The sequence below is a fragment of the Oceanobacillus oncorhynchi genome (assembly GCF_000821065.1).
In the GTDB taxonomy this organism is placed as follows: domain Bacteria; phylum Bacillota; class Bacilli; order Bacillales; family Amphibacillaceae; genus Oceanobacillus; species Oceanobacillus oncorhynchi.
In genome coordinates this window covers 1645906-1669133 of the sequence record NZ_CDGG01000001.1, presented here as the reverse complement: position 1 = coordinate 1669133, position 23228 = coordinate 1645906, and the positions used below count along the sequence as shown (strand labels likewise).

The 23228-nt window shown below is 37.1% G+C and carries 25 protein-coding genes and 1 pseudogene; 11 read left to right on the top strand and 15 right to left on the bottom strand.

Annotated features, from left to right (window positions below; genetic code table 11):
• Nucleotide 1: 1 nt before the first annotated feature.
• Nucleotides 2-1486 carry an aldehyde dehydrogenase family protein gene (locus BN997_RS07930; protein WP_042531168.1) on the bottom strand — a complete coding sequence of 495 codons (1485 nt, stop codon included), beginning with the start codon at nucleotides 1484-1486 and terminating at the stop codon, nucleotides 2-4.
• 490 nt (nucleotides 1487-1976) lie between these two features.
• Here BN997_RS07930 and BN997_RS07925 point away from each other — a divergent pair, with 490 nt between their 5' ends.
• Entirely contained in the window at nucleotides 1977-3083 is a 1107-nt protein-coding gene (locus tag BN997_RS07925; protein WP_042531166.1) for a M24 family metallopeptidase, read from the top strand.
• A gap of 161 nt (nucleotides 3084-3244) precedes the next feature.
• Here BN997_RS07925 and BN997_RS07920 read toward each other — a convergent pair whose 3' ends face one another.
• From BN997_RS07920 to BN997_RS07900, 5 genes are all read right to left on the bottom strand, one after another.
• Nucleotides 3245-4582, bottom strand: a complete 1338-nt coding sequence (locus BN997_RS07920) for a purine-cytosine permease family protein (RefSeq protein ID WP_244882349.1) — start codon at nucleotides 4580-4582, stop codon at nucleotides 3245-3247.
• A 138-nt stretch (nucleotides 4583-4720) separates the two neighbouring features.
• Nucleotides 4721-5038, bottom strand: coding sequence for a cupin domain-containing protein (locus BN997_RS07915; RefSeq protein ID WP_052484951.1), 318 nt, complete (start codon nucleotides 5036-5038; stop codon nucleotides 4721-4723).
• Nucleotides 5039-5060: 22 nt separating this feature from the next.
• Nucleotides 5061-6794, bottom strand: coding sequence for a hydantoinase B/oxoprolinase family protein (locus tag BN997_RS07910; RefSeq protein WP_042531160.1), 1734 nt, complete (start codon nucleotides 6792-6794; stop codon nucleotides 5061-5063).
• Nucleotides 6795-8840: a hydantoinase/oxoprolinase family protein gene (locus tag BN997_RS07905; protein WP_042531158.1), complete on the bottom strand. Its 2046-nt coding sequence runs from the start codon at nucleotides 8838-8840 to the stop codon at nucleotides 6795-6797.
• Between the two features lie 34 nt (nucleotides 8841-8874).
• Nucleotides 8875-9417, bottom strand: coding sequence for a helix-turn-helix domain-containing protein (locus BN997_RS07900; protein WP_042531156.1), 543 nt, complete (start codon nucleotides 9415-9417; stop codon nucleotides 8875-8877).
• Nucleotides 9418-9828: 411 nt separating this feature from the next.
• On the opposite strand from BN997_RS07900, the gene BN997_RS07895 reads away from it, so the two are divergent.
• Together BN997_RS07895 and BN997_RS07890 are read left to right on the top strand one after the other, a co-directional pair.
• Nucleotides 9829-10518, top strand: coding sequence for a Na-translocating system protein MpsC family protein (locus tag BN997_RS07895; protein WP_042531154.1), 690 nt, complete (start codon nucleotides 9829-9831; stop codon nucleotides 10516-10518).
• A 236-nt stretch (nucleotides 10519-10754) separates the two neighbouring features.
• Nucleotides 10755-11150 (top strand): anti-sigma regulatory factor, encoded by a 396-nt coding sequence (locus tag BN997_RS07890; protein ID WP_042531152.1) that lies wholly within the window; start codon nucleotides 10755-10757, stop codon nucleotides 11148-11150.
• Nucleotides 11151-11489: 339 nt separating this feature from the next.
• On the opposite strand, the gene BN997_RS07885 is transcribed toward BN997_RS07890, so the two are convergent.
• The 4 genes and pseudogenes from BN997_RS07885 to BN997_RS23825 form a co-directional block, all read right to left on the bottom strand.
• Complete coding sequence (locus tag BN997_RS07885; protein WP_042535900.1) at nucleotides 11490-12128, bottom strand: HD domain-containing protein; 639 nt, start codon at nucleotides 12126-12128, stop codon at nucleotides 11490-11492.
• A gap of 194 nt (nucleotides 12129-12322) precedes the next feature.
• Nucleotides 12323-13129 carry a LysR family transcriptional regulator gene (locus BN997_RS07880; protein ID WP_244882348.1) on the bottom strand — a complete coding sequence of 269 codons (807 nt, stop codon included), beginning with the start codon at nucleotides 13127-13129 and terminating at the stop codon, nucleotides 12323-12325.
• Between the two features lie 269 nt (nucleotides 13130-13398).
• Nucleotides 13399-13788 (bottom strand): annotated as a pseudogene (locus tag BN997_RS07875) (RNA-guided endonuclease TnpB family protein); the annotation flags it as partial.
• Nucleotides 13787-13870 carry a helix-turn-helix domain-containing protein gene (locus tag BN997_RS23825; RefSeq protein ID WP_084612882.1) on the bottom strand — a complete coding sequence of 28 codons (84 nt, stop codon included), beginning with the start codon at nucleotides 13868-13870 and terminating at the stop codon, nucleotides 13787-13789. The pseudogene BN997_RS07875 and the gene BN997_RS23825, both read right to left, overlap by 2 nt.
• A gap of 221 nt (nucleotides 13871-14091) precedes the next feature.
• Here BN997_RS23825 and BN997_RS07870 point away from each other — a divergent pair, with 221 nt between their 5' ends.
• Together BN997_RS07870 and BN997_RS07865 are read left to right on the top strand one after the other, a co-directional pair.
• Nucleotides 14092-14784, top strand: a complete 693-nt coding sequence (locus BN997_RS07870; protein ID WP_042531150.1) for a helix-turn-helix transcriptional regulator — start codon at nucleotides 14092-14094, stop codon at nucleotides 14782-14784.
• Nucleotides 14785-14875: 91 nt separating this feature from the next.
• Nucleotides 14876-15775: an EamA family transporter gene (locus tag BN997_RS07865; RefSeq protein WP_042535898.1), complete on the top strand. Its 900-nt coding sequence runs from the start codon at nucleotides 14876-14878 to the stop codon at nucleotides 15773-15775.
• Nucleotides 15776-15861: 86 nt separating this feature from the next.
• Here BN997_RS07865 and BN997_RS07860 read toward each other — a convergent pair whose 3' ends face one another.
• Nucleotides 15862-16461, bottom strand: coding sequence for a class I SAM-dependent DNA methyltransferase (locus BN997_RS07860; protein WP_042531148.1), 600 nt, complete (start codon nucleotides 16459-16461; stop codon nucleotides 15862-15864).
• Nucleotides 16462-16731: 270 nt separating this feature from the next.
• On the bottom strand, nucleotides 16732-17199 hold the full coding sequence (locus BN997_RS07855; RefSeq protein WP_042531147.1) for a nucleoside deaminase: 468 nt from the start codon (nucleotides 17197-17199) through the stop codon (nucleotides 16732-16734).
• Between the two features lie 168 nt (nucleotides 17200-17367).
• Here BN997_RS07855 and BN997_RS07850 point away from each other — a divergent pair, with 168 nt between their 5' ends.
• Together BN997_RS07850 and BN997_RS07845 are read left to right on the top strand one after the other, a co-directional pair.
• Nucleotides 17368-18036, top strand: coding sequence for an RluA family pseudouridine synthase (locus BN997_RS07850; protein ID WP_042531144.1), 669 nt, complete (start codon nucleotides 17368-17370; stop codon nucleotides 18034-18036).
• Between the two features lie 169 nt (nucleotides 18037-18205).
• A complete protein-coding gene (locus BN997_RS07845; RefSeq protein ID WP_042531142.1) occupies nucleotides 18206-18421 on the top strand; it encodes a YjzC family protein in 216 nt (71 codons plus the stop codon).
• A 76-nt stretch (nucleotides 18422-18497) separates the two neighbouring features.
• Here BN997_RS07845 and BN997_RS23160 read toward each other — a convergent pair whose 3' ends face one another.
• Entirely contained in the window at nucleotides 18498-18638 is a 141-nt protein-coding gene (locus BN997_RS23160) for a hypothetical protein (protein WP_175297021.1), read from the bottom strand.
• Between the two features lie 162 nt (nucleotides 18639-18800).
• Between BN997_RS23160 and BN997_RS07840 the strand changes: the two genes are divergently transcribed.
• A complete protein-coding gene (locus BN997_RS07840; protein ID WP_042531140.1) occupies nucleotides 18801-19256 on the top strand; it encodes a hypothetical protein in 456 nt (151 codons plus the stop codon).
• A 152-nt stretch (nucleotides 19257-19408) separates the two neighbouring features.
• Here BN997_RS07840 and BN997_RS07835 read toward each other — a convergent pair whose 3' ends face one another.
• Both BN997_RS07835 and BN997_RS07830 read right to left on the bottom strand, forming a co-directional pair.
• The gene (locus BN997_RS07835) at nucleotides 19409-19762 is read right to left on the bottom strand and encodes a VOC family protein (RefSeq protein WP_042531138.1); all 354 of its coding nucleotides are present in this window, start codon (nucleotides 19760-19762) and stop codon (nucleotides 19409-19411) included.
• Between the two features lie 92 nt (nucleotides 19763-19854).
• Complete coding sequence (locus tag BN997_RS07830) at nucleotides 19855-20391, bottom strand: GNAT family N-acetyltransferase (protein WP_042531136.1); 537 nt, start codon at nucleotides 20389-20391, stop codon at nucleotides 19855-19857.
• 247 nt (nucleotides 20392-20638) lie between these two features.
• Between BN997_RS07830 and BN997_RS07825 the strand changes: the two genes are divergently transcribed.
• From BN997_RS07825 to BN997_RS07815, 3 genes are all read left to right on the top strand, one after another.
• Nucleotides 20639-21001 (top strand): PadR family transcriptional regulator, encoded by a 363-nt coding sequence (locus tag BN997_RS07825; RefSeq protein ID WP_042531134.1) that lies wholly within the window; start codon nucleotides 20639-20641, stop codon nucleotides 20999-21001.
• A complete protein-coding gene (locus tag BN997_RS07820) occupies nucleotides 20988-21986 on the top strand; it encodes an HAAS signaling domain-containing protein (RefSeq protein ID WP_042531132.1) in 999 nt (332 codons plus the stop codon). The genes BN997_RS07825 and BN997_RS07820 overlap by 14 nt, the downstream gene beginning before the upstream one ends.
• A 477-nt stretch (nucleotides 21987-22463) precedes the next feature.
• On the top strand, nucleotides 22464-23219 hold the full coding sequence (locus BN997_RS07815) for a polyphosphate polymerase domain-containing protein (protein ID WP_244882419.1): 756 nt from the start codon (nucleotides 22464-22466) through the stop codon (nucleotides 23217-23219).
• Nucleotides 23220-23228: the final 9 nt, after the last annotated feature.

The following is a 23228-nucleotide window of genomic DNA, read 5'->3' as shown; positions in this document are numbered from 1 at the left end:
ATTATTGCTTCATATTAACAAAGATACTTTTCACTTCTACATAGTTGGAGATGCCGTAATCTCCACCCATCTCTCGGCCTATACCGGAATGTTTGTAACCGCCAAACGGCATGGTTTCCAATTCAAGACCAAAATCATTCACCCAGACAGTTCCTGATTCTAACTTAGAAGCAATATAATGCCCTTTTTTAATATTTTCCGTCCATACACTTGCAGCTAAACCATACTCACTATCATTAGCCCGCTGGATCACTTCTTCCACTTCATCGAAGACAAATACTGACATAACAGGGCCAAATATTTCTTCTCTTGCAATCGACATATGATCTTTTACGTCCGCAAAGATAGTCGGTTCTACAAAATATCCTTGATCCCCTGTACGCTTACCGCCAGTAATAAGCCGCGCACCTTCTTCCTTTCCTTTTTCAATATACCCTAAAACAGTATTCATTTGTTTTTCAGATACAAGCGGCCCCATATCCGTAGCACTGTCTAACCCAGGGCCAACGACCGTTTCTTCAGCTTTTTTCTTGAGCTTATCCAGTACTTCATCATACAAACTTCGATGCACAAAAATACGGGTAGTTGCACTGCAATTTTGACCGTGATTATACATCGTACCATCAAAAACACCATCTAATGTTGTTTCTAAATCAGCATCCTCTAAAACAATAGCTGGAGATTTCCCTCCAAGTTCTAAAGTGACCGCCTTCACATCATCTGCTGCTTTTCTCATAATTTCCTTACCAGTTTCTGTGGAGCCGGTGAACGCAACTTTGTTCACTTGAGGATGTGTTACCAAAGCATTTCCAACAACACTCCCCGGCCCGGAAACAATATTGACTACACCATCCGGAAAACCAGCTTCTTTAAATAACTTCGCTGCATATAAAATGGATAATGGTGTATCTTCTGCAGGTTTTAAAACAACCGTACACCCTGCTGCAAGTGCTGAACCCAGCTTCCAAGCAGCCATTAGCAAAGGATAGTTCCATGGAATAATCTGCGCTACTACACCAACAGGCTCGTGAACTGTATACGTAGCATATTCCGGTGAAACGTTTGTTGTCTTTCCAAAGATTTTTGTTGCCCAACCTGCATAATATCTAAAATGCTCAATCGTCCCTTCTATATCATCTTCCAAAGCTTGCTGATAAGGCTTGCCGTTATCAAGAGACTCTAATTGGGCAAGTTCTTCTTTATGCTCCTCTAATAAGTCTGCAAATTTATAAATTATACGGGAACGCTCGGCAGCCTCCATCTTGGTCCATTGCCCTTCATCAAAAGCTTTACGAGCTGCTTGAACAGCCAAATCAAGATCGGATTCATCTGCTTGGCTTACTTTTGCAATCACTTCCTCCGTTGCCGGGTTCAAAACGTCAAATGTTTGACCGTTCTGTGCTGTAACATATTGACCATTAATATAGAACCCATTCACCTCTTCTAAAAACGCTTTCACTTTTGGTTTCAACGTATCTAGTGACATACACAAACATCTCCCTTAATATAGATTTATTTAACCTCAAAATATAGCAATCTCCAGATTAAATATTCTGTTAATTAACAGGATAGTCTATGAATACATAAAAAGCAATCATTTTTTCACTCACCGTGAAAAAATGATTGCGCTTTTACCTATTATGCAGATAAATACCATACATTATTTTATAAAATTTCAGGCTCTCCATTTTATTTCAAACCAAACAAAAGGTGACTCAAAAGGAATTTAACAAGAATTATTCTGTGTCCTTTTCAAAATATCAAAATCAAAATAATTATATCCTCTATAAAACCGAATTAATTTTCAAAATACTAACATAATGCTATAGTAAAAAATAGATTGTGTCATTACAATATCATAACTTTGATAAATTTTACCTCTATGGGAATTTACGATACCTTTTTTCAAATATCCCAATGGATTATTTGATCATAAACACATGCAATATAATATAACAAAAATGGAGGTTTAAAAGATGATTATTGACTATCAAACAAGATTACAAACTTTACTGGAACACTTAAACGAAAAGAACATTGATATCGCTTTGATCACTTCACCAGCAAATGTTTTCTATTTCACTGGGTTCAATTCCGATCCGCATGAACGTTTTATGGCATTAATTATTGATTGCCGCAACAACAAATTCACTTTGTTTGTTCCCGCATTAGACAAAGAGATAGCTGGTGCAGAATCCTTTGTGAAAAATATCATTCCAATTTCTGATGAAGAGAGTCCCTTTTCCAAACTTAAAAGCAAGCTCAGTTCAAATGTGAAATGTATTGGTTTAGAGATGAAAGTGGTCAGCATGTTTCAACATAATCAATTACAAGCTGCCTTCACAGATGCTTCGTATATTGATATTCAATCCGATATCAATAAGCAACGACTTATAAAATCAAGAAACGAAATTATATATTTACAACAAGCTGTTGATATTATTGAGAAAGTACTATCTGAAGGGATTAAAAAAGTGCACGTCGGCATGACAGAATTAGAACTAGCCGCAGAACTAGAGTATTTAATGAAGAGTTTTGGTGCAGTTGGTCCATCTTTTCCAACAATTGTTCTAGCCGGTGAAAGGGCCGCATTACCCCACGGGACTCCTGGTGAACGTGAATTTAAAAAGGGGGATTTCTTATTAATTGATTTTGGTGTCTTAACAAAAGCGGGATATTGTTCAGATATTACCAGGACTTTTATTATTGAAGAGGCTTCAGACAAACAGAAAGACATCTATAACATTGTTCTCCAATCTAATCAGGCCGGTGTAAATGCTGTAAAAAGTGGAGTCCCATTAAAAACATTTGATATGGAAGCAAGGGATGTCATAAAAGAAAATGGTTATGGAGACTATTTTAACAATCGTGTAGGGCACGGCCTTGGTATCGAATTACATGAAGAACCATCTATCCATGAAAATAATAATCAAATAGCAGCAAATGGCTTACTATTTACAATCGAGCCTGGAATATACATACCTGATTATGGTGGAGTTCGTATTGAAGATGAAGTTTATATAAATGAGGTTGGTGACGCTGAATTATTAACTTCGTTTCCTAGAGAGCTTCAGGTACTATAGAGTAAATAACCTTCTGTACAAATAAATATAAGAAACCCAAATAAAATAAACAAGCAGGCTATAAAGACGAAAATCCTATATTAATGCTAAAACCATTATTAATATAGGATTTTATATTGTAATTGGCATTACATGTCTTATGCTTTAAAAGCATTATTAATTTACTTAACGTCTGCTTCCAATTCATAATCATTTGCTGCTGTACCAGTAAATTGATCTGGTGCTATCTTTGCTTTTATTTTCATCGCTGCATAGTATACAACACCGGAAGCAATTAATGATTGAACTGCAGGAAGTCCAAAAGTTACAACATATTGTGTTACATAACCCAGCGCCGTACCAGCCGCTAAGGCAATTGTTGCCATCCAGTTCCATCCGCTATTGTCCTGCCATGTACGTTTTCTAATGAGGAAAAAATCGACCATCATAATGCCCGCTACGGCTGGATAAATCAATGCTGTTAAATATAAAAAATCCATAAAGTAATCTAGTATTCCTGCTAATGCTACAATAATAGCAATAAAAGTTCCAGCTAATGTTAGCAGCGCTCTTCCTTTATTTGAATTGACATTTAACATATTAGATAACGCCAACCCCATGCTGTAATTGTTTACTAGTTGACTCGTCCATGTTGCAAACCATAATATAAAAAATCCCCAAACCGGAAAACCTAAATTCATCATTACATTAACGATGTCAGCATCCCCTACACCTACAGACATAACAGCTCCAACAATAAATAAAGGAAAACCTACTAGAACAATACCTGCTGGAATTAGTACATTGTCTTTAATAGTTGGTTTTGCATATCTGGTATAATCTGAAGCAATAACCCACTGGGATACATTAGCACCAATAATAAGACTGATTGCTGCTAAAATTCCCATGGATGGTTCCGGGCTCCAATTCGCAATTGTTTCCCACCCAGTATTTTTTAATGCAAAATAAATACCTCCCCCAATTAGAAGTAAACCAGCCGGAACTGCAATGTAATCGGTCCACTTCATTGAGTTATAACCGATAATGGAAGGGATTGCAAAAAGTAATCCTGCTACTACAGTTATTATTGCCCACAATCCCCATTGTTGGGTATAATCTATTCCTAACATTACAGAAATTGCATTTCCAGCAACCGAAGTTTGTACAGCCCACCAGCCAAGCGAAACAACAAAAATAGTCAACCCAACGATAAAACGTGCTTGCATAGCTCCAAAACTAGTACGAGCAATCACAGATGAAGAGCGGCCAGTCTTCGCACCCATATAACCTTGCAATGTATTACCAATCCATTGGATACCGAACAAAGCAATGATTAAGAGCAAAAAGATTTTACCAAGACCAAAACTCCCCGCTAATGTTGCCCCGACCATTAGTACAGGTATCGTAAACTCTAGTCCTCCAAAAATCATCGCGGGGGTAATCCAATGTTGTCGCTGGTTATTTGGAACTGGCTGAAGTGCTTCATCTTTTTCAATACTTTTTTCGTTTTTCCCACTCATACTTATACACACTTCCTTCATAATTTAGGATTCTTTACATTGATTTTGAATGGCATTACCGCTGTTATATTTAAAATATTCAGATAAATAAAAATGTAGTGGTAGCAGAAATTATTCTTTTCTACTACCTTTTTTCATTTACTTTTCCTTCACAAGTGCCCACACTATTTCGCATGGTTCTTTACCTGAATTAATAGCCCAGTGTTCTTCTCCAGCAGGAATTAAAGTGGCATTAGAATCAGAAACTGCGAAGGGGATACCTCCACATTCACCTTCGATTTCACCTTTAATAATAATGGAATATTCGTTTTCCTCGTGTAATGATAAACCTTCTTTGGGAACTCTTTCACCAGGAGAAATTGTTACTGTTCCAAATTTAACCTCTATATTATCCGTTTTTTCTTCAAACAATGTTAATAAACCTGTTTCATCAAAACCGCGTTCTTTTACTTTCATATCCATTGTCCTCCTCATTAAGTTATTTTCTGACATCTAGCTCTTGATAATTAAATGTAGCTGGATCAATCTCAACACCAAATAAATCTTTTGCTTCTTCCGTTGTGTAATATTCATTTTTCACATCTTTCACAACTTGTTCTGCTGGTCTATTTAATGGATTCCCATAACCGCCACCAGTTGCAGTCATTAATTTTAAAACATCATTTTTTTGTAATGCATAACGTGGATAAACACCATAAGGACCATCAACTTTTCCACTTGCTTTATGAATATAAAATTCATTCACAGATCCTTCAAAACCGCCATTTGTACCCCATAAGCGGTATTGATTTCTACCATAGGTGATAGTAGCAGCTTGTTCATCTGTTAATGCTCGATATGATCTAATTACTCCTTTACCGCCAATATACTCACCTGCTCCCGTACCATCTATTCGTAAACTATATTCGTCAAGCATTACACCATATCGTGTTTCTGCTACTTCAACAGGAACATTGTATGTCTCTCCATCTAAAATACAAAATTGTCCACTTGCTCCATCTTGTCCATCAGCTCCGCCCCATCCACCAACAGAAGGTTCCACAATAAGAAACGGTTCGTTCGTATCTTGATGCAAACCAGATAATGTAACCGAACAAACAGATAACAGATGGGCAGCAGCGAGTCTATGAGGTATATGTGGCGCCAAAGCTTTCCAAATTAAATCTGCACATCCTAACATTGTTTCAAAGTAATTCGATGTTGGAGCAGGTCTTTCAGCTGACATAATTGATCTTTCATCCACTATTATTTCTAATGGTCTAAATACACCATCATTAACATTTTGATCTGGATTGGTTATTGCAAGGAAAATAGTTCGAACCGCAGATGCAAGACCAGTGAAAGAACAATTTACAGGTCCAGGAACTTGGGAACTGCTTCCTCTAAAATCACATGTGAATTTATCATCATCAATTGTAACTTCCACTTGTATAGGAAACGGCCCATTTCCAAGTCCGTCCGTTTCAACATAGCCATCTGCTGTAAACGTACCTTTTGGTAATTTTGTAAGTTCTTGCTTTGATATCGTTTCCCCATGATCCAACTGGTCATTTATAGCTGCAAGTATCATCTCTTTCCCATGTTTTTCACAAATTTCCTTTACTCTTCTTTCACCTGTTTTAAGTGCAGCTACTTGCGCCCACATATCACCAAGAGATAAATCAGGAAAACGGACGTTTGCACGGATAATTTCAACAAGTCCCTCATTTAATTTTCCAGCGTCATATAACTTAACAGAAGGAAATTGCAAACCTTCTTGAAAAATATCTCTTGAATCATTCGTAAATGAACCAGGGTCTTTTCCGCCTACCTCTGTCCAATGGGCTTTGTTTGCAGAAAATGCAATTAACTCATCTTCGTAAAAAATAGGCATTACTAATCCAACATCTGATAAGTGAGAACCTCCCCCACCATATGGATCATTAATGATAATGATATCGCCTGGGTTAAGTTCATCTTTTTCACCGTATTTTTTAATTGTTTGCTTAACCATAAATGAAAGCATTCCAATAAAACCTGTAACTCCATTACCTTGTGTCAATAATTGTCCCTTCGCATCTGTAAGTCCACTGGCATAGTCCAATACCTCATATATAATCGGACTCATTGATGTTTTTGCTAAAGCAATAAACATTTCATCTCCAGTAGCAAGTAGCGAATCCTTTACAATTTCCAATGTAAATGGATCAATTTTTGTTTCATTTATCTCCATTTATTCCGCCCCCGTTTCGATTATTAAGTTCCCATAATCATCTACCATAAGTGTTTGCCCTTTATAGATTACTGTAACTGCTGCTTTTTCTTCGACAATTACCGGACCTTGAACTATTGTGTTCACAGGTAACCATTCACGTTGATATACACCCGTTTGGACCCATCCCTTAGGATTTTCAAAATACACATTTCTTGTTTCAATTTTTGCATCTTCTAATGTTGTATTTCTATCTATCTTTTGAATGACAGGCTTTTCAACTTTTCCAAATGCTGTTACATGTATATTGACAATTTCTGTTCCAGAGTCGTCAAGTCTGAATGTATAGTTTTGTTCATGTAGCTGATGGAATTTTTCAACAATTACTTCTACATCCTTTTCTGACCAATCTCCATTTGGAACAGGAACCTTCACTGTATGTTCTTGACCCAGATAACGCATATCTGCAAACCGATTAAATACGACATCTTCCTTTAAAATACCTTCATTTTCAAACTGTTGATAAGCTTCACTTTCAATCTCATTCCATTCCGCCATCATTTCATTCAGTTCTAAATCTTCTATTCTTTTTATATATGTTTTGATATAATCATGACGCAAATCACTCATTAACATTCCCCATGCAGAAAATACAGGTGATGCTATTGGAATAACAACTTTTTTGACCCCTAATTCCTTCGCTAAAGCTGGGGCATGCATTGATCCGCCCCCTCCAAAAGCAACTAATGTGAAGTCTTGCGGATTGTGACCTTTTCTAATTGATATTAACTTTAAAGCATTCAACATATTGGAATTTGCGATTCGAATAATGCCAAGTGCTGCCTCTTCTGCAGTCATATCAAAGTGATTTGCGATTTTTTCTTCGATAACTTCTTTTACAAGATTTAAATTGACATCATAATCGAAGTTCTTAGCTGATAGTCTGCCTGTTAAAAGATTAGCATCTGTGGTAGTTGGTTCTGTCCCGCCTTGTCCATATGATACCGGTCCCGGTACAGCTCCAGCAGATTCAGGGCCAACCTTTAAAGAACCAGCTTCATCCAGCCAGGCAATGGACCCGCCTCCATTACCAATCTCCACTATATCAACTACCGGTGTTTTAATTGGATATCCTGCATTTCGATCATTTCGTTCGATATAGTAATCCGTAGAAACTTTTACTTCTCCTTTCTCAATTAGCGAACATTTTGCAGTTGTTCCACCTATATCAAATCCAATAATATTTTTCTCCCCAATTAATTCACCCAGTACTGCAGCACCATATATACCTGCTACAGGACCTGATTCAACCATGTTAATCGGAACTTTTTTCGCCTCTTCAAATGTGGTAGTACCACCATTTGACTGCATAATAAAATTTTGATTGCTTGAATTAAAATCTATCAATTTATTATTTAATTTATTTACATACGTAGCTGCAATAGGTTGTACATATGCATTTAACGCCACCGTATTTGTACGTTCATATTCACGCCATTCTTGTGTAACATCAAATGAAGCAGAGACTGCAACTTCTGGCCAAAGCTCTTTAATTAATCGTACTGTTTCCTTTTCATGAACTGGATTTACATAAGAATGCAAATATACTATTGCTATTGCTTCCACCTTTTCTTGCTTAAAATATTCTATAACTTCTTTTACTTGCTCTTTATCAAGCGGTGTAAGAACTTCTCCTTTATAATTTAACCGTTCATTGACTTCCTTTCTTAAGTAACGTTCTATAAAAGGTGTCGGTTTCTGATAACGGATATTAAACAGATCAGGGCGGTTACCACGAGCGATTTCTAGAATATCCCTGAATCCTTTTGTCGTAATTAAACCAGTCTTTGCACCTTTCCTTTCTGTCAGTGTATTAATTATTACAGTTGTACCGTGAATAAAAGTGGAAATTGCTTCTTTATCTATGTTACTTCTATCAAGTACATCTAGGACTCCATTTTCAAAATTTGGCGGAGTTGTATGACTTTTAGCAACTTCCACTTTTCCACTGTCATCAACATAAACCAAATCTGTAAATGTTCCTCCAATATCTGTTGCAACTCTCATTTTTTTCACCCTTCTCTAAATATATTTAAAATTCTTAAAAAATAACCGGAGTTAATACACTTATTAAAACTGTTTCTTCATTTGCAGGATTCTTCCACTGGTGTACTTTTTCTGAAGGAAAATGAATCGAATCACCCTTTTTTAAGATATATTCTTTATCTTCAATCCTAAATATCACAATGCCTTTTAATACATAATAAAACTCTTCTCCCGGATGACTATACCTTTCAACAAATATTTCGTTTGGAGGTATTGTAACCATCATTGGTTCCATTCTGCGATCTGAGAACTCTCCAGCCAGGCGAACGTGAGTAACATCGGAACCTTCTAGCTTAAATGGTCTTTGTTCTTCTTTATGTAATGCATAATTATGTTGCTCTATTTCCTCAAAAAAATAAGAAATATTAATCCTAAATGCATCTGATATTTTTTTTAAAGAAGTTATAGCAAGAGATGATGATCCCCTCTCTATTTGTGATAGGAAGCTTACGGAAAGTTCTGTTTTTTCACTCAGGTCTTTTAATGTCATTTCATTTTCTAATCTTAGATTCTTTATTTTTTTATGAATATTTTCCATTTAATTCTCCATTTTTCACAATTTAATTACAGTGACAACGGATTTTTTTCACCTCCACTTGATTTTTTATTATACTAACATAAAAAATATATAATTAAAAGAAAAATTAATTTATTTTTTCAATTACAATATTTCTGAATCTTACTTCATGAAGATAAACTTAGTGAATAAATTATTTTAATAACTTTTATAATTTTTATCACACAAAAGATATCCCTACCTTTTTCTATCAAAATAATTTTTCAACGTCTACAATTAATGGTATAGTTATGAAAGGGATTGTAAAATAAGGTACGGTCCTTAAAATGTTTTTTCAAGCTTAACAACTCAAAGAAATCGAAATAGATATACACTCCTATTTTCGCAGCGAATATAGATATACAATTAATGACACTCAAAAGGAGAAACCAAGTGGAAAAAACAGTAGAATCCGGAATATCCAGTGCAATCGGAAAACTTTTTCGAGATAATTTCGGAAAGGGACCCGAAGCTATTTTTGTATCTATAGCAAAACCATACATTACAATCTATTTAAGAAACTTTTTAGCTCCGATGGAAAAAATTCTGCTGAAGCAGGAAAATGAATTGAAGTTTCAGGAGACCCGTGATTTATTAATGAAAGAACTGACTCCGGAGATACAATCGATTATCTCCTCGCAGGCCGGCGTAAAAGTGGACAAGATCTACTATGACTGGTCGGTAGAAAATAGCAGCGGAATTCTTTTTACCGAGCTGGATTCCAATCTGGATGAGACAATAGAAGATTATCTTGATTATCCAGCCAAAGAACAAGTACACGAGGAAATCAGCCGTTTTACTCAAAAAGCACAAAAATCTCCGAAACAGCTTACGTCTAGTATGCTTAATTCCCGGACTTTAATCTCAAGACGCGAGGATATCCTTGTGCTAATTGAAAAAGAGCTGATTCAATCGGGCTTTGAAAACCAGCTTAGGCTGTCCAAACGAAAGCTGGAAAAGAGTTTAATTGATAAACAATTCTTAGAATCTGTACTCCATCAGGAAATACAAGATTTATTTGTAGATTGGGATTTTGACAATGATACAGGGTTTGTTATATTTATACTTAAACCCAAAAAATAATATGGTGGAAATGTCTAGACAATAGCGCTAAGGCATGAGCCGAAAAGGATGTTTATTCCTTTTCGGCTTTTTTTATTAAATAAAAGGAAAGCAGGTTAATAAATAAGAACGCAAACAGAAAGACTGTTTTATTTAATATATTGATTGATTTAGATATCCATCTCCAGAAGCTTCCTACTGTGCTGAATCTGAAGCAATGCATCTTAAAACTTTATCAGAAACTGGGGGAAACGACTATGAAAACATCTTATGTAAACATCCATAAGGAATTGGATATCGTTCATGCAAGGCAGATTGGCAGGGATATAGCAAAGCAGATTGGCTTTGGTACAGTGGATCAGGCACGTATCACCACTGCCATATCCGAATTAGCCCGCAACATCTATTTATATGCAGAAAAAGGGGGAATTTCTTTTGAGGTCATCGATACTCTTGGGCGTAAAGGTATTATTATGACTGCAATCGACTCCGGCCCAGGAATAAATGATATTCGATTGGTACTCCAGGATGGCTATACCACTTCAGGAGGACTGGGGGCTGGTCTCCCTGGCGTGAAGCGTTTGATGGATGAATTTGAAATCCAATCAGACATTGGACAAGGAACAACAATTAAGGTGGCCAAATGGATTTAATTAGCAGCATGTCGGCAACTGGAACAATTCCGGCATATTCCCAAAGAGAATTTCATAAATTTTTGCTTGTAACACTGATCTTTTCTACGTTTGTTTCATCGTTGCTGTATTCAGGTTTTGATTCATTGCTTTTACATAAGTAAGAGAATACAATCCTCAAAGAAATCTTATTCATCTTTAACTCCAGCCGCTTTGAAAGTTAATTACAATTCAGCCTCTAAACCCGTCTTATCTTACCCAAACAAATTTTTTATTTATCTAAAAAGCATCTCTTCAGATAAAATATCCAAAGAGATGCTCGATAGATTTAAAATAATTCAGCGATTTTTTATCATCCCTTTATTCCGGCCACGGGGAATGTATAATACAGCTGCAGAAATTCTTATTACGGTATTCCGGCCGAAAATGCTGGACGACATCTTCTTTCATATTACCAAAAGTTGTTTCCGGCTTATGCTTAAATCCTTCATAAAATGCCGGGATAATTTTCTTTTTAAAATTATTCCGAGGGAAAGCCTGTATAACTTCTTCACGCAAATCAGCCGGGAACTCTTCAAATCCGTCTCCCATCACATCTAAACCAACACCAGAGAAAAGAAGGGCTACTTCCGATTCCTTGTGTTCGGCAACTCCAGGAGTTGTGTGTAGAGCAATCGCATCCCATACAAGCTGAATAGATTCTTTTGGAATTTGATACTGCTGTAAAAAGCTTCTGGCTGCATTAGCCCCGTCTACTTCAAAACGCAAATCGGGACTGCTGTACGCTTTGGTCAATCCTAAGTCATGGAATAATGCACTGACATACAGCAACTCTAAATCATAATTCAACTTTGCCTGTTTACCGTTTACCGCTCCAAAAAAGAAGACACGATTGGAATGGTTCCACAGCAAGTCATTTCCATATTCCCTTAGAATATCTGCCGCATCCTTTGCCAATCGCGTATCTGGAACTTTGATACCTGCTACTTCTTGAATCATCATTCAAACTCCCCTTTACGATTTATTTTCATCTTGGCTCCATTGTAAAAGGATTATTTCCATATAGCAATGCAATTATTTCTATGATAATCATAGAAATCATCTATGATAAAGTATTTTGTAAAGTAGTCATTTCCTTTTCTTCTGTATGGAATTGCAGCTTTACAATTTCCTGCATTAATAACTCCAAATACTTACGAGCAGGCAGGGTAGTTCACAAAACAATTCTTTTTCATTGCTAAATATACTGCTCTTGTCAAAGTTGGCTTTTCGATATGTTGGAAAAACAAATCTTCTGTATCATAAAATTCATATAACGTACGTGATACAACACTATGACCAACCCCATTGCGCACTAGATTTAAGATAGCTTCAATACTGGAGGTTTCAACAGCAGGATCCAATTGTCTCCCAACTTCTTCGCTCGTTCTATCAAGTATTTTTCTGCATTGATGCTTATTAGGAAATAATACAATTGGGCTGTCAAAAATAGCTGAAAAAGGAATCTTCTTTCTTCCATCATGCTGGTTACTGATTAAATAAAAAGCTTCTTCATACAGCTTGGTTACTTGCAATTTATCCTGTTGATGGAAATGAAAACCAATCCCAAAATCCGCTTGATTTTCCAAAACAGCTTTTTCTAACTCATCTGTAGTCTGAATAACTACCTTAATGTTCGGATACAAGCGATTAAAATGAATACATAAGGTAGATACCAAGTCGGTGATTTCTCCAGGCAATACAGCTATCTTCAGCTCTCCTATCTCCGCTTTTGTAAATGCAGTATTTTGAGAGGTCATGCTTTGCAGCGAGCCTTGAACATTTAATGCCTCCTTCTGTACAATTTCTCCCGCCTTTGTCAGCTCAATTTTCTTGCCAACACGGTTGAAAAGAGGGTAGCCAACCTCTTGTTCCAATATTTTGATTTGATGACTTAAAGTAGGCTGTGATATTCCTAATTTTTCAGCTGCTTTAGTAAAATGCAGCTCTTTGCAAACCATTAAAAAGTATTCTAAATGTCGTAATTCGATTATAGTTCAGTCCTTTCAGTTGAAATAGCCTTTTCATTTCTATCTTAAATCAAATTCATTATGAAGTTAATTTTTTGAGGTAAATTTAGAAGGAATACTGCAGAAAGTCCATTAGCCTGGTGTAGTATACTTTCGGATGAATTCATTTACCATATCTTGAACTACCCCCACTTACCAATCTTCAAGGTTGCTTGAAGTGGGAGATTCCTAAGAACACCAACCTACCGGTCAGTTATGGATTAGGCTATCCCCGCAGTCCCTGCGGTTAATCGTAATGCTTCTTTACGAAGATTCCTGCTTGCGTTAATATCTCTTTGGTGATGGCATTGACAGATATCACACGTCCATGCACGCAAAGCAAGATTTTTAACGTCTTTGTTTTGGTGTCCACAATGAGAACATAACTGACTGGATGGATAGCTTTTCGAAACTACAACAACCTGCTTTCCATACCAAGCCGCTTTATATTCCAGCATCGTTCGGAACGTTGACCAGGATACATCGCTAATAGCTTTTGCAAGATTATGATTTTTCAACATGTTTATCACAGACAAATCTTCTATTCCGATGATATCGTGGTTTTTGATTATCTCGGTGGAGATTTTATCTAACATGTCTTTTCTTTTATTAGCAGCCGATTGTCTTATGGATGAAGGTGATTTGTTTTTTGTTCGGATAGATACGAAAACGAAATGCTTTTTTTACTTTCATGGCTTCTTACCTCCTCCTGTCTATTATATCAGAAGAAGGATGTTTTTGGAACGTTTGTTCGATTCGATGTTGAACAATTGAGACACTCCAAAGCAATCTTTTGTACATGGGAGATTCATCTCCCCCTTACCTCTGCGCGCTTGAAGAGAGAGTTTTCTCTCCTTTTTTTGATAAATTAATGGTAAGATATTTTAAATTTAACTCTGAAGGGAGAAAATAAAATGGAAAGAAACAGCCAGATCATCTGTGAAAAAAGAACCTATTCAAAAGAATTTCATTCGCATCAGCATGCCTTCGGACAGTTTCTTTTCTCTTTACAAGGCTCCCTGGATATCCAAACAAATCAACAGGAACTTCATCTGAAAGCGGATTGCGGATTCTATCTGCCGCCAAACTTCCAGCATCATTACCGCTCTATTGACAGAAATGAATTTCTAATATTGGATATACCGCTGCGATATTTGCCCAGTGATACGGAAAGTATGCATATCAAACTGGATAAACAATGGAATGCAATCCGGTATTTACTATTGGAAGAGGCGGACGCAAAGGACAATATCTCTGCCTTAACCGATTTGACCCGCTATGTAACCAAAAAACTGCAGACTTCCAATCCTCCTTCCATAGACTATATTCACAACCATTTTAAGGAGCCGATTCGATTGGAAACGCTGGCAAAAATAGAGCATTATCACCCTGTTTATTACTCGGAATGGTTTAAGAAAAGAACTGGCAAAAGCCCGCAAGCCTACATTTTAGACCTGCGTTTACAGGAGGCGGAGCATTTATTGCTTTCAACCAGATTGTCCATATCCCGAATTAGCGAGGAATTAGGCTTCGAGAATGCCTCTTCCTTTACAAGATGGTTTGCTAAACATAAAGGAATGGCGCCAAACAAATATAGATTTCTTTAAAGAAGGTAAAAAGTATATGAAACTCAGTATAGAAAAAAGAACAGTCTTTATCTATGATGGGTATATATTCTTTTATTTCGGAGTGAAATCGATGCAAGGAAAACTTTCTGCCTTTCTTATTCTTTTTGCTGCTGTACTTTGGGGAACAACTGGGACAGTACAGGCTTTTGCACCAGAAAATGCCCATCCTATTGCGATTGGGACGATTCGTTTAGCAGTAGGAGGACTCTTTTTATTATCACTTGTCCTTCTATTCGGCAAATTAGAACTAAAAAATTGGCCCATCAAAGCTACGGTGTTAGCTGCTTTAAGCATGGCTTTATATCAGCCGTTATTTTTTACCGCTGTCACCGTCACTGGCGTAGCTATCGGAACCGTTGTAGCCATCGGGAGCGCGCCAATTTTATCAGGGCTTCTGGAATGGATATTTTTTAAAGCTCGTCCGTCAAAAATTTGGTGGGTGTCTACTTTCCTCTCCATTTCCGGCTGTATCCTGTTATTTACCAACAGAGAATCCACGTATGTTGATCCAGTCGGTGTCGTGATGGCTTTAGGTGCAGGACTTACCTTTGCCAGCTACACCCTCGCAAGCAGAGATATGGTTCAAAAATTCTCTTCCTTAAACGTGGTTGCAATCATTTTTACAATAAGTGCGATTTTCTTAGCTCCATTCCTATTTATTTTTGATATGTCATGGGTGGCGAGCTTGCAGGGTATCGGCGTCAGTATTCAACTAGGTGTTGTAGCTACAGGCATAGCCTATTTTCTTTTCGCCAAAGGGTTGGCTAACGTTTCTTCTTCGACTGCGGTTACTCTTGCTTTAGCAGAGCCGTTAACAGCAGCATTATTAGGGGTATTTCTGTTAGGAGAGAGCTTAAATACGACTGCCTGGCTGGGTATCTTTCTTTTGATTATGGGGATTGCGATATTGATTGGTTCATCCAGAGCAGCTAACCGGAAGAATAAAACTGCCGTGAGAGCTACACTTTAAAAACGTAATGATTTCATTTATTTAATTTTTCATCATACAGCTGAATAAAGGGCAGCGAGATACTATTCTCATTGCCCTTTTTAAATTTACTTTTTACCCGTCGCAATAAATAATGAAGCGTCCTGATTCATGAAAATATTGCTTCCATGATGAAATGTATGCATTTCTGTATCTCGAAGACCTGCGTGATTCAATGCTTGATTTATTTCTGCTTCTGTGAAGCCATTATGCACTTTGGGATGCTGTATCTTTTCATTTTTATCAAAATCGGCAATAATAAGTATTCCATTTGGGTTTAGGCGCGTACTTAATTTTTGCAGAAGTGTTTCTATATCTGGCACATGCAGCAAAACCAACGATAGGATGATGATATCTGCATACACATCCAAGTTATCTTCTTCTGCTAAATTACATTCCATCGCTTTAAAATGCTTTAATTGCTGCTGTTCTATTTTAGCTTGCGCAACTTGAATCATTTCCTCCGAAGCATCCACAATCCATCCCTTCTCAAAGCGGTCAGCCAGTTGAAAAGCCACTAATCCCGTTCCACCGCCATAATCCAATATGGAGTGATATTGCTTCTCAGCTATGCTTTTCTTTATCTCATCGGCTATCACCGTTGCCAGCTCTATTCGTTCTTCTGTGTCATATTTTTTTGCCATTCGATTGAATACATTCTCTTCCAACTTATAGCCTCCTGCACATGGGTGTCTTTTATTTTCCCAAATGAAATCTCTTTGGCTTCTCAATATACCATAATCGCAGATATAAACAAGCCATATGCTGGTACAATCAAAACCTTCTAATCATGCATTACCGCTACAATCATCCCTAATTTGTGAAGAATCCGGCACATTTAAAAATCAAACAAACGATTGATTTATTATATCGGGAAGCTTTATATACAAGCCTTTTGCATCCATCTTATAATCATCACTGTTTGTTCCTTATCTGGTTTAATAGTCCATTCTATTCTCAGCGTCTTTCCAGATTTGAAATGGTTTATCGTACTTATCCGGGCGAACCTGCATCATCTCGATATCACGCTCTTCTACAGGAAGTGCAATTTGCTCATAAATAAAATGATCATCAAACCCTGCTTCTGCAGCTTCTGTTTTAGAAGCCGCATAATAAACCGCCTCTGGCCTGGCCCAATAAATGGCGCCAATACACATGGGACATGGCTCACAGCTGGTATAGATTTCACAATCCGTTAATTGGAAACTGCCCAGTTTCTGGCACGCTTCCCGAATCGCCTGCACCTCTGCATGAGCTGTGGGATCATTCGCTGCTGTGACTTGATTATTTCCCGTACTGATAATTTCTCCACCCTTTACAACAATCGCTCCAAATGGACCGCCGCCCGCAACTGCACTTTCCAGGGCAATTTCCACTGCCTTTTCCATCCATTTCTTATTACCCACAAGTAACCCTCCATTTTGTTCATAAATTGTCTCCATCCTACACATATTGAAAACGCATTCACCATTATAACATATCAGCTTTTACTCATCCTATCATGCCCGACCCCTTGATAAAAAAAACTGCTGTGTTATCATTGCCTCAGTATTGAAATAAAGGAGATATTACCCATGAATGTTCCAATCCTTTATGAGGATAATCATTTACTTTTTGTAGAAAAGCCTGTCAATGTGCCTGTACAGGAGGACCAGTCAAAGGATCAGGATTTGCTGAATTTCTTGAAGGAGGATATAAAAATACGTTATCAAAAACCAGGCAATGTTTACCTGGCGCTGGTTCATCGCCTGGACCGCCCTGCAGGAGGTGTCATGGTATTTTCGAAAACATCTAAAGCAGCCTCCCGTCTATCTGATGCCATTCGCCGGCAGGATGTAGAAAAGAAATATTTGGCAGTTGTGCGGGGAGTGCCTGATAAAAAGCAAGCTTTATTAGAAGATCATTTAGTCAAAGATAAACATGAAAACAAGGTATATACAACGCACGCAAATCATAAAGATGCCAAAAAAGCGAAGTTAGAGTATGAAGTAATTGGGAGCAAAAAAAATTTAAGCCTCCTTTCCATTAAACTGCACACCGGCAGACCGCATCAAATTCGTGTACAGCTCTCCTCCCGCAATTTGCCGCTTTACGGCGATCAAAAATACGGAGAAAAATGGAACCAGACTGGCGAACAGATTGCTTTATGGTCAGAAACACTTGCCGTAGAACATCCTACTAAAAAAGAAGAAATAAAAGTACAATCTCAGCCGCCAAATAAATTTCCATGGAATCTGTGGTGAATCGAAAGAAGCCTTTTTGTTCTCCCCAGCAGCAGATTTTTCCGTTAATTTCCTCTGCAACACCATCGCTGCACTCCAGAAAAAGAGCGTACATTGTTAAATTTTCCATTCATAGATACATTCATATTTCCGCATAATAAGCTTGAAATGCCTGAAGGAGGTATCTATAATGGGTGAAATCAGTCAGTTCAAGGGTGGAGAAAAGGCTCCCAATAACGGGATCTATATTGAAGTTGGTGAAACAGGCAGCAATGTAGAAGACCCGCAGCAGGTTTCGATGAAAGCTGGGGAAAAGTTTCCAGGAACGAAGAACAACGACCGTGTTTGGAAAAACAAACGCAGCCAGTCCCATCCAAGCCCGCGAAATAGCAGAAGTACGAATTAATTCAAAAAAGCAAAGGAGTTTCTAGTCTGGATTCCTTTGCTTTTTGTATATACAATCTCTTTTATTACGCCTTTTCCTATTCTGATTGCCTTCCGTATCTATGAAATAGCGCTTCTCCCACCAAGCCCAGTCCTATTCCTATCATGGTTCCCGCAGCAACATTTCCTGTAAATAAACCAACACCGATTCCCAAACACGTCAAACCTCCGATAATCATCCTATCCCTCCTCTATTCAAACTAAAAATAAACGCCTTATTTTATTACCCGTTCTTTTAATAAAAATTTAATAAATGATTTAGATTTCTTTAAGATATTACTCTTAGTATATGAATTGTAAGCGAAAAAAGTATGATAACAAAATAGAAAGGAGCTTATTTGATGACCATTCATAAAATAAATGATTATTTAGGTATACCGGTGCTTACTTTACTATTGCTTTCTCTGTTAGGCGTTCCCCGCGTCGTTTTACACGATTTATCCATGGTGGAGGAGGGAAGTTGGATTAACAGCATCTTGGTCTTTGCACCGATTATTATATGGATTCTGTTTATTGTTTTAAAAAAGGTGGAAAAACCCTTTTTATCTTTATTACTCATTGGGTTTTTCTACGGGATATTTTTAGCAATCGTTCACCAAATTCTTTGGACTACTGCTTTAGACACACCTATTCAATTTGGCGGTAACTTAAGTGACCTGCCACAGTCAGCAGTAAATATTATTGCTCGTACATTTGCATTCTTCAGCAGCGTCACAACCGGCATCGTAATAGGCGCAATCACAGGAGCAGCCGGCTCCCTAGTGAATGTTATTAAGAAAGGCTTTAAGTCAGCATAAGCACAGAAAACAGACCAGCATTAACAGACAGCTGCGCTCCGATAAAGGAAAAGCTCCTGAAATTTATAAAATGAATCGGATTATGATGCGCCATTTCAATATAAAAAAATAAAGCAAACCGCTCTTTTCAAAGGGCAGTTTGCTTTTTGGAATTAACATTTACTAATCATCAGGATATTCCCGTCCGGATCTTTAAAATTAAAATAATGATGATGCTCTATCTCTGTAAGCAAATGCACCTGTTTATCTTTCATATATTGAAATGCTTCTTCAATATTATTAGTATTCAGGTGAAATGCCGGTGTTTTAAAAGTTTTATCCTTTGCGTATATTTTACTATCCAACACAATTCCCGCGCCCTTCATAGGGATAACATAAAGATGACCAAAAAGGATTTCTCCATCTGCATGTAATCCTAAAATATCACAATACCAGTCTCTTGCTTTTTCGATATCACTTACCGGGATAAACACGGTTCCAATCTGTTTGAGGATAGGACTATCCATTAAAGCACCTCTCTTCTAATTTTTCAAACGGATTATTCATACATACTTCCCGTAACAAAAAATTTGTCTTTTCCTCCAAATGAAAAGGACTATCAAACCTGCTTTTCATCTAAATCTGAATAAAGCATTCCGTACACAATGCTATCTGTCCATTCACCCTTATTCCAAAAATCCTGTATAAAATGCGCTTCTTTCCTCATCCCTATACGCTCACATAATTTTTGCGATGCTTCATTTCTCGCATCCAGATTTGCCTGGATACGATGCACATCAAATGTGTTAAACAGTCTTTCCACTAAACCACGCACAGCTTCAGTTGCATAGCCTTTTCCCGAAGCTTCTTGAGAAAAGCTGTAACCAATTTCAACCGTACCTTTCATCTCTGTATACCATACAGATAAATCACCAATCACCTTATTGCCACTTACCACTGCTAAATTTAAAGCAGTTTCTTTTGTAAGCACATTATTCTCCAGCTTATTATGAAATTCCTCTTGTTTATTTTCATCGGTCCACTTCTCATGCAACAGATATTTACAGGTGGCTTCGTTATGATAAATATGAAATACATCCTCTAAATCGTCCACATTAAATGGTCTAATAAGTAACCTGTCTGTTTTAAATTCCAAAGCGTATCCTCCTATTTTTCTGTTATTTTGAATGGTGATGATAATACAAATTTGTCTAATTAAATTATACCAAATCTTCTTACAATATATCACTTTTCGTGCAATTCGGAATCACCTTCTTAAACGAAACATCCTTTTATCAGTGTTCATAAGGGATTATCTATAATAAAATATTTTGTATCAAACTTTAATATGCACTTTACAATAGTGTGTGTCATACACTATAATGAAAGTAGGAGTTGATAACATGGCGGATGCAAATGAACATTTAGATAAAATCATGCAGGAATTGAGAAGAGGAACCATTACAATAGGTGCATTAAGCCAGCTCTCAGAGCCGCAGTATGGTTATTCTCTCGTGACAATGCTTCATGAAAAAGGAATACACGTTGAACCTGGCACATTATATCCACTGCTGAGGAGACTGGAAAAACAGGGACTCTTAGATAGTACATGGGACACGAATGAATCGAGACCGAGGAAATATTACGTACTGAGTAAAACAGGAAAAGAAGTCTTTGATTTACTGGTTGTTGAATGGAAGAACATTGCTGCCAGCATGGATCAGGTAATAGAAAATAAGAGAGGTGACGAAAATGGAGATGATTAACCGGTATATTTATGCAGTTACGCAAAAGCTGCCTCAATCCCAGCGTGAAGATATTGCTATTGAGCTGCGCGGGCTAATTGAGGATATGCTGGAGGAACGATCCGGGCAAGGGAACAGAAGAGAAAACGATGTAGAAGAAATCCTGCTGGAGCTGGGCAGTCCAAGGTCATTAGCTGATAAATATCGAGGGAAAAAGAAATATATCATCGGCCCAGAGCTTTTTGATACCTATATTTTAGTAGTTAAGATTGTTCTCATTGTTATAAGTTCTTTGATAGGTATTGTATTTATCATCCAAACTATTTTAGAGCCGATGTCTATTTTAGATCATTTTATTGATATGATTGTTTCTGCCGTTACAGAACTTCCACAGGCTTTCGGCTGGACGACATTTTGGTTTGCTATTGGTGAGCTGTACGGTGGAATGAAACAAAAAGATTTAATCGGGAAGGAATGGAAGCCTGCAGACTTACCTCCCATTCCAGATGAAAAGAGACAAATCAAACGCAGTGAGTCGATTATCGGAATTATTTTCTACACGATTATCATTGTATTTCTCGCCTTTTCGAATGAGTTCTTTGGAATTTGGGTATTTCAGGATGAATTTAACGGTGTTGTTCCATTTTTAAATGAACAGACCTATGGCTCCTATTTATTGTTCATTGTTCTCATATTCGGATCTGGAATTATCAAAGAATGCCTGAAGCTCGTCGCCGGGGAATGGACGTATAGGTTAGCTGCTTATACAACAATTGTAAATGTCGTATCGATGGCAGCAGTACTATTTATGATTAGCGGGCCTGATTTTTGGAATCCTGAATTTATGAATCAATTGGCAGAAGCCGGAGTGGTTACGGCTGGTTCTGAAACATTTAATACGGTAACCATGATTTGGAATCAATCCACGTTCTGGATCCTTATTCTGTTTATTGTCGGTTTAGTGTGGGATGCTGTGGACGGATTTATCAAGTCTCGAAAAAAATAATTATATTCTAATGACGCATGGTTGAACAGAGAACAATTCAATCATGCGTCATTTCTCAGATTTTAACGTTGAGATAATTAGCGAATAGTTGATGCATCCATATTCACCTTTCCTGGTTAAAGGAATGTTCTGCCCATTTAGATACGTTTAACCAACTTCCCATTTTTTTAAATAATGTAAGTACTGTTTGCTTGGGCATCTATCCTCTCTATCCCCAGTCATTTTAAACCATTTATCCATATTTTCATTTGGTTGTCTCTCTTCAATCAACACCTTTAAATAATAACATTCAGTTTATAAGCTGATAATATTTGAATTAAAGACTCCAAGTACCAATCCTCTCAAAGCCGAATAAAACCGTTTCTGTATAATAGCTTTTCCAGTAAAGAATTATGAAATTTTATATTCTCACCGTTTTCTAATCAAATTGTAATCATCATCTTATCCGTTTCATTTAAGATGTTGTATGGAATGGAGGTGAAAAAATTGGCAATAGAGATTTTCAAAAGAAGAGAGCAAAAATATCTGATTACGTTAGAACAATATTCGCTCTTGCTGGAACAAATAATGCCCTATATGCGGTCAGATAAATTGGGTGTAGATGGAAGATATGTTGTCAGCAGCTTATATTTTGATAGCGATGATCACAAAATTTATTTTGAAACAAAGAATAAATTGGCTTTCCGGCAAAAACTTCGCCTACGCACCTATAATGAAACTGGTATTGAGAAGTCAGCTTTTTTTGAGATGAAGCAAAAACATAACAATGTGGTCAACAAACGAAGGATGTTACTTCCGTTAAAAGAAGCATATCACTATCTTGAAAAAGGAGATAAAAAACATTTAAATGACTTTCATACATCTAATTCGCAAGTACTTCGTGAAATTGATCACTTTCGAACATTATACGGACTAAAACCGGAAATGGTTGTTAGTTATGATCGCCATGCACTTCACGGAATAGACAACCCTGAGTTGCGTATTACATTTGATTTTAATCTACGCTGTCGCAATGATGATTTGCTTCTGGAACACGGTTCTGATGGAGAGTACTTTATTGATTGCAATCTAGTTGTATTGGAAGTCAAAGTAAATGATAGTGTTCCATTATGGTTAACCCGTATTTTACAGGCCCTTCAATGCGAACAGCGAAGTGCATCTAAATACTGTACCAGTATGGAATTGCTGCAGAGAAATCAACTGCCAGGTAAAATTGAAAGAGAAGTTGTATAAACAGGAGGA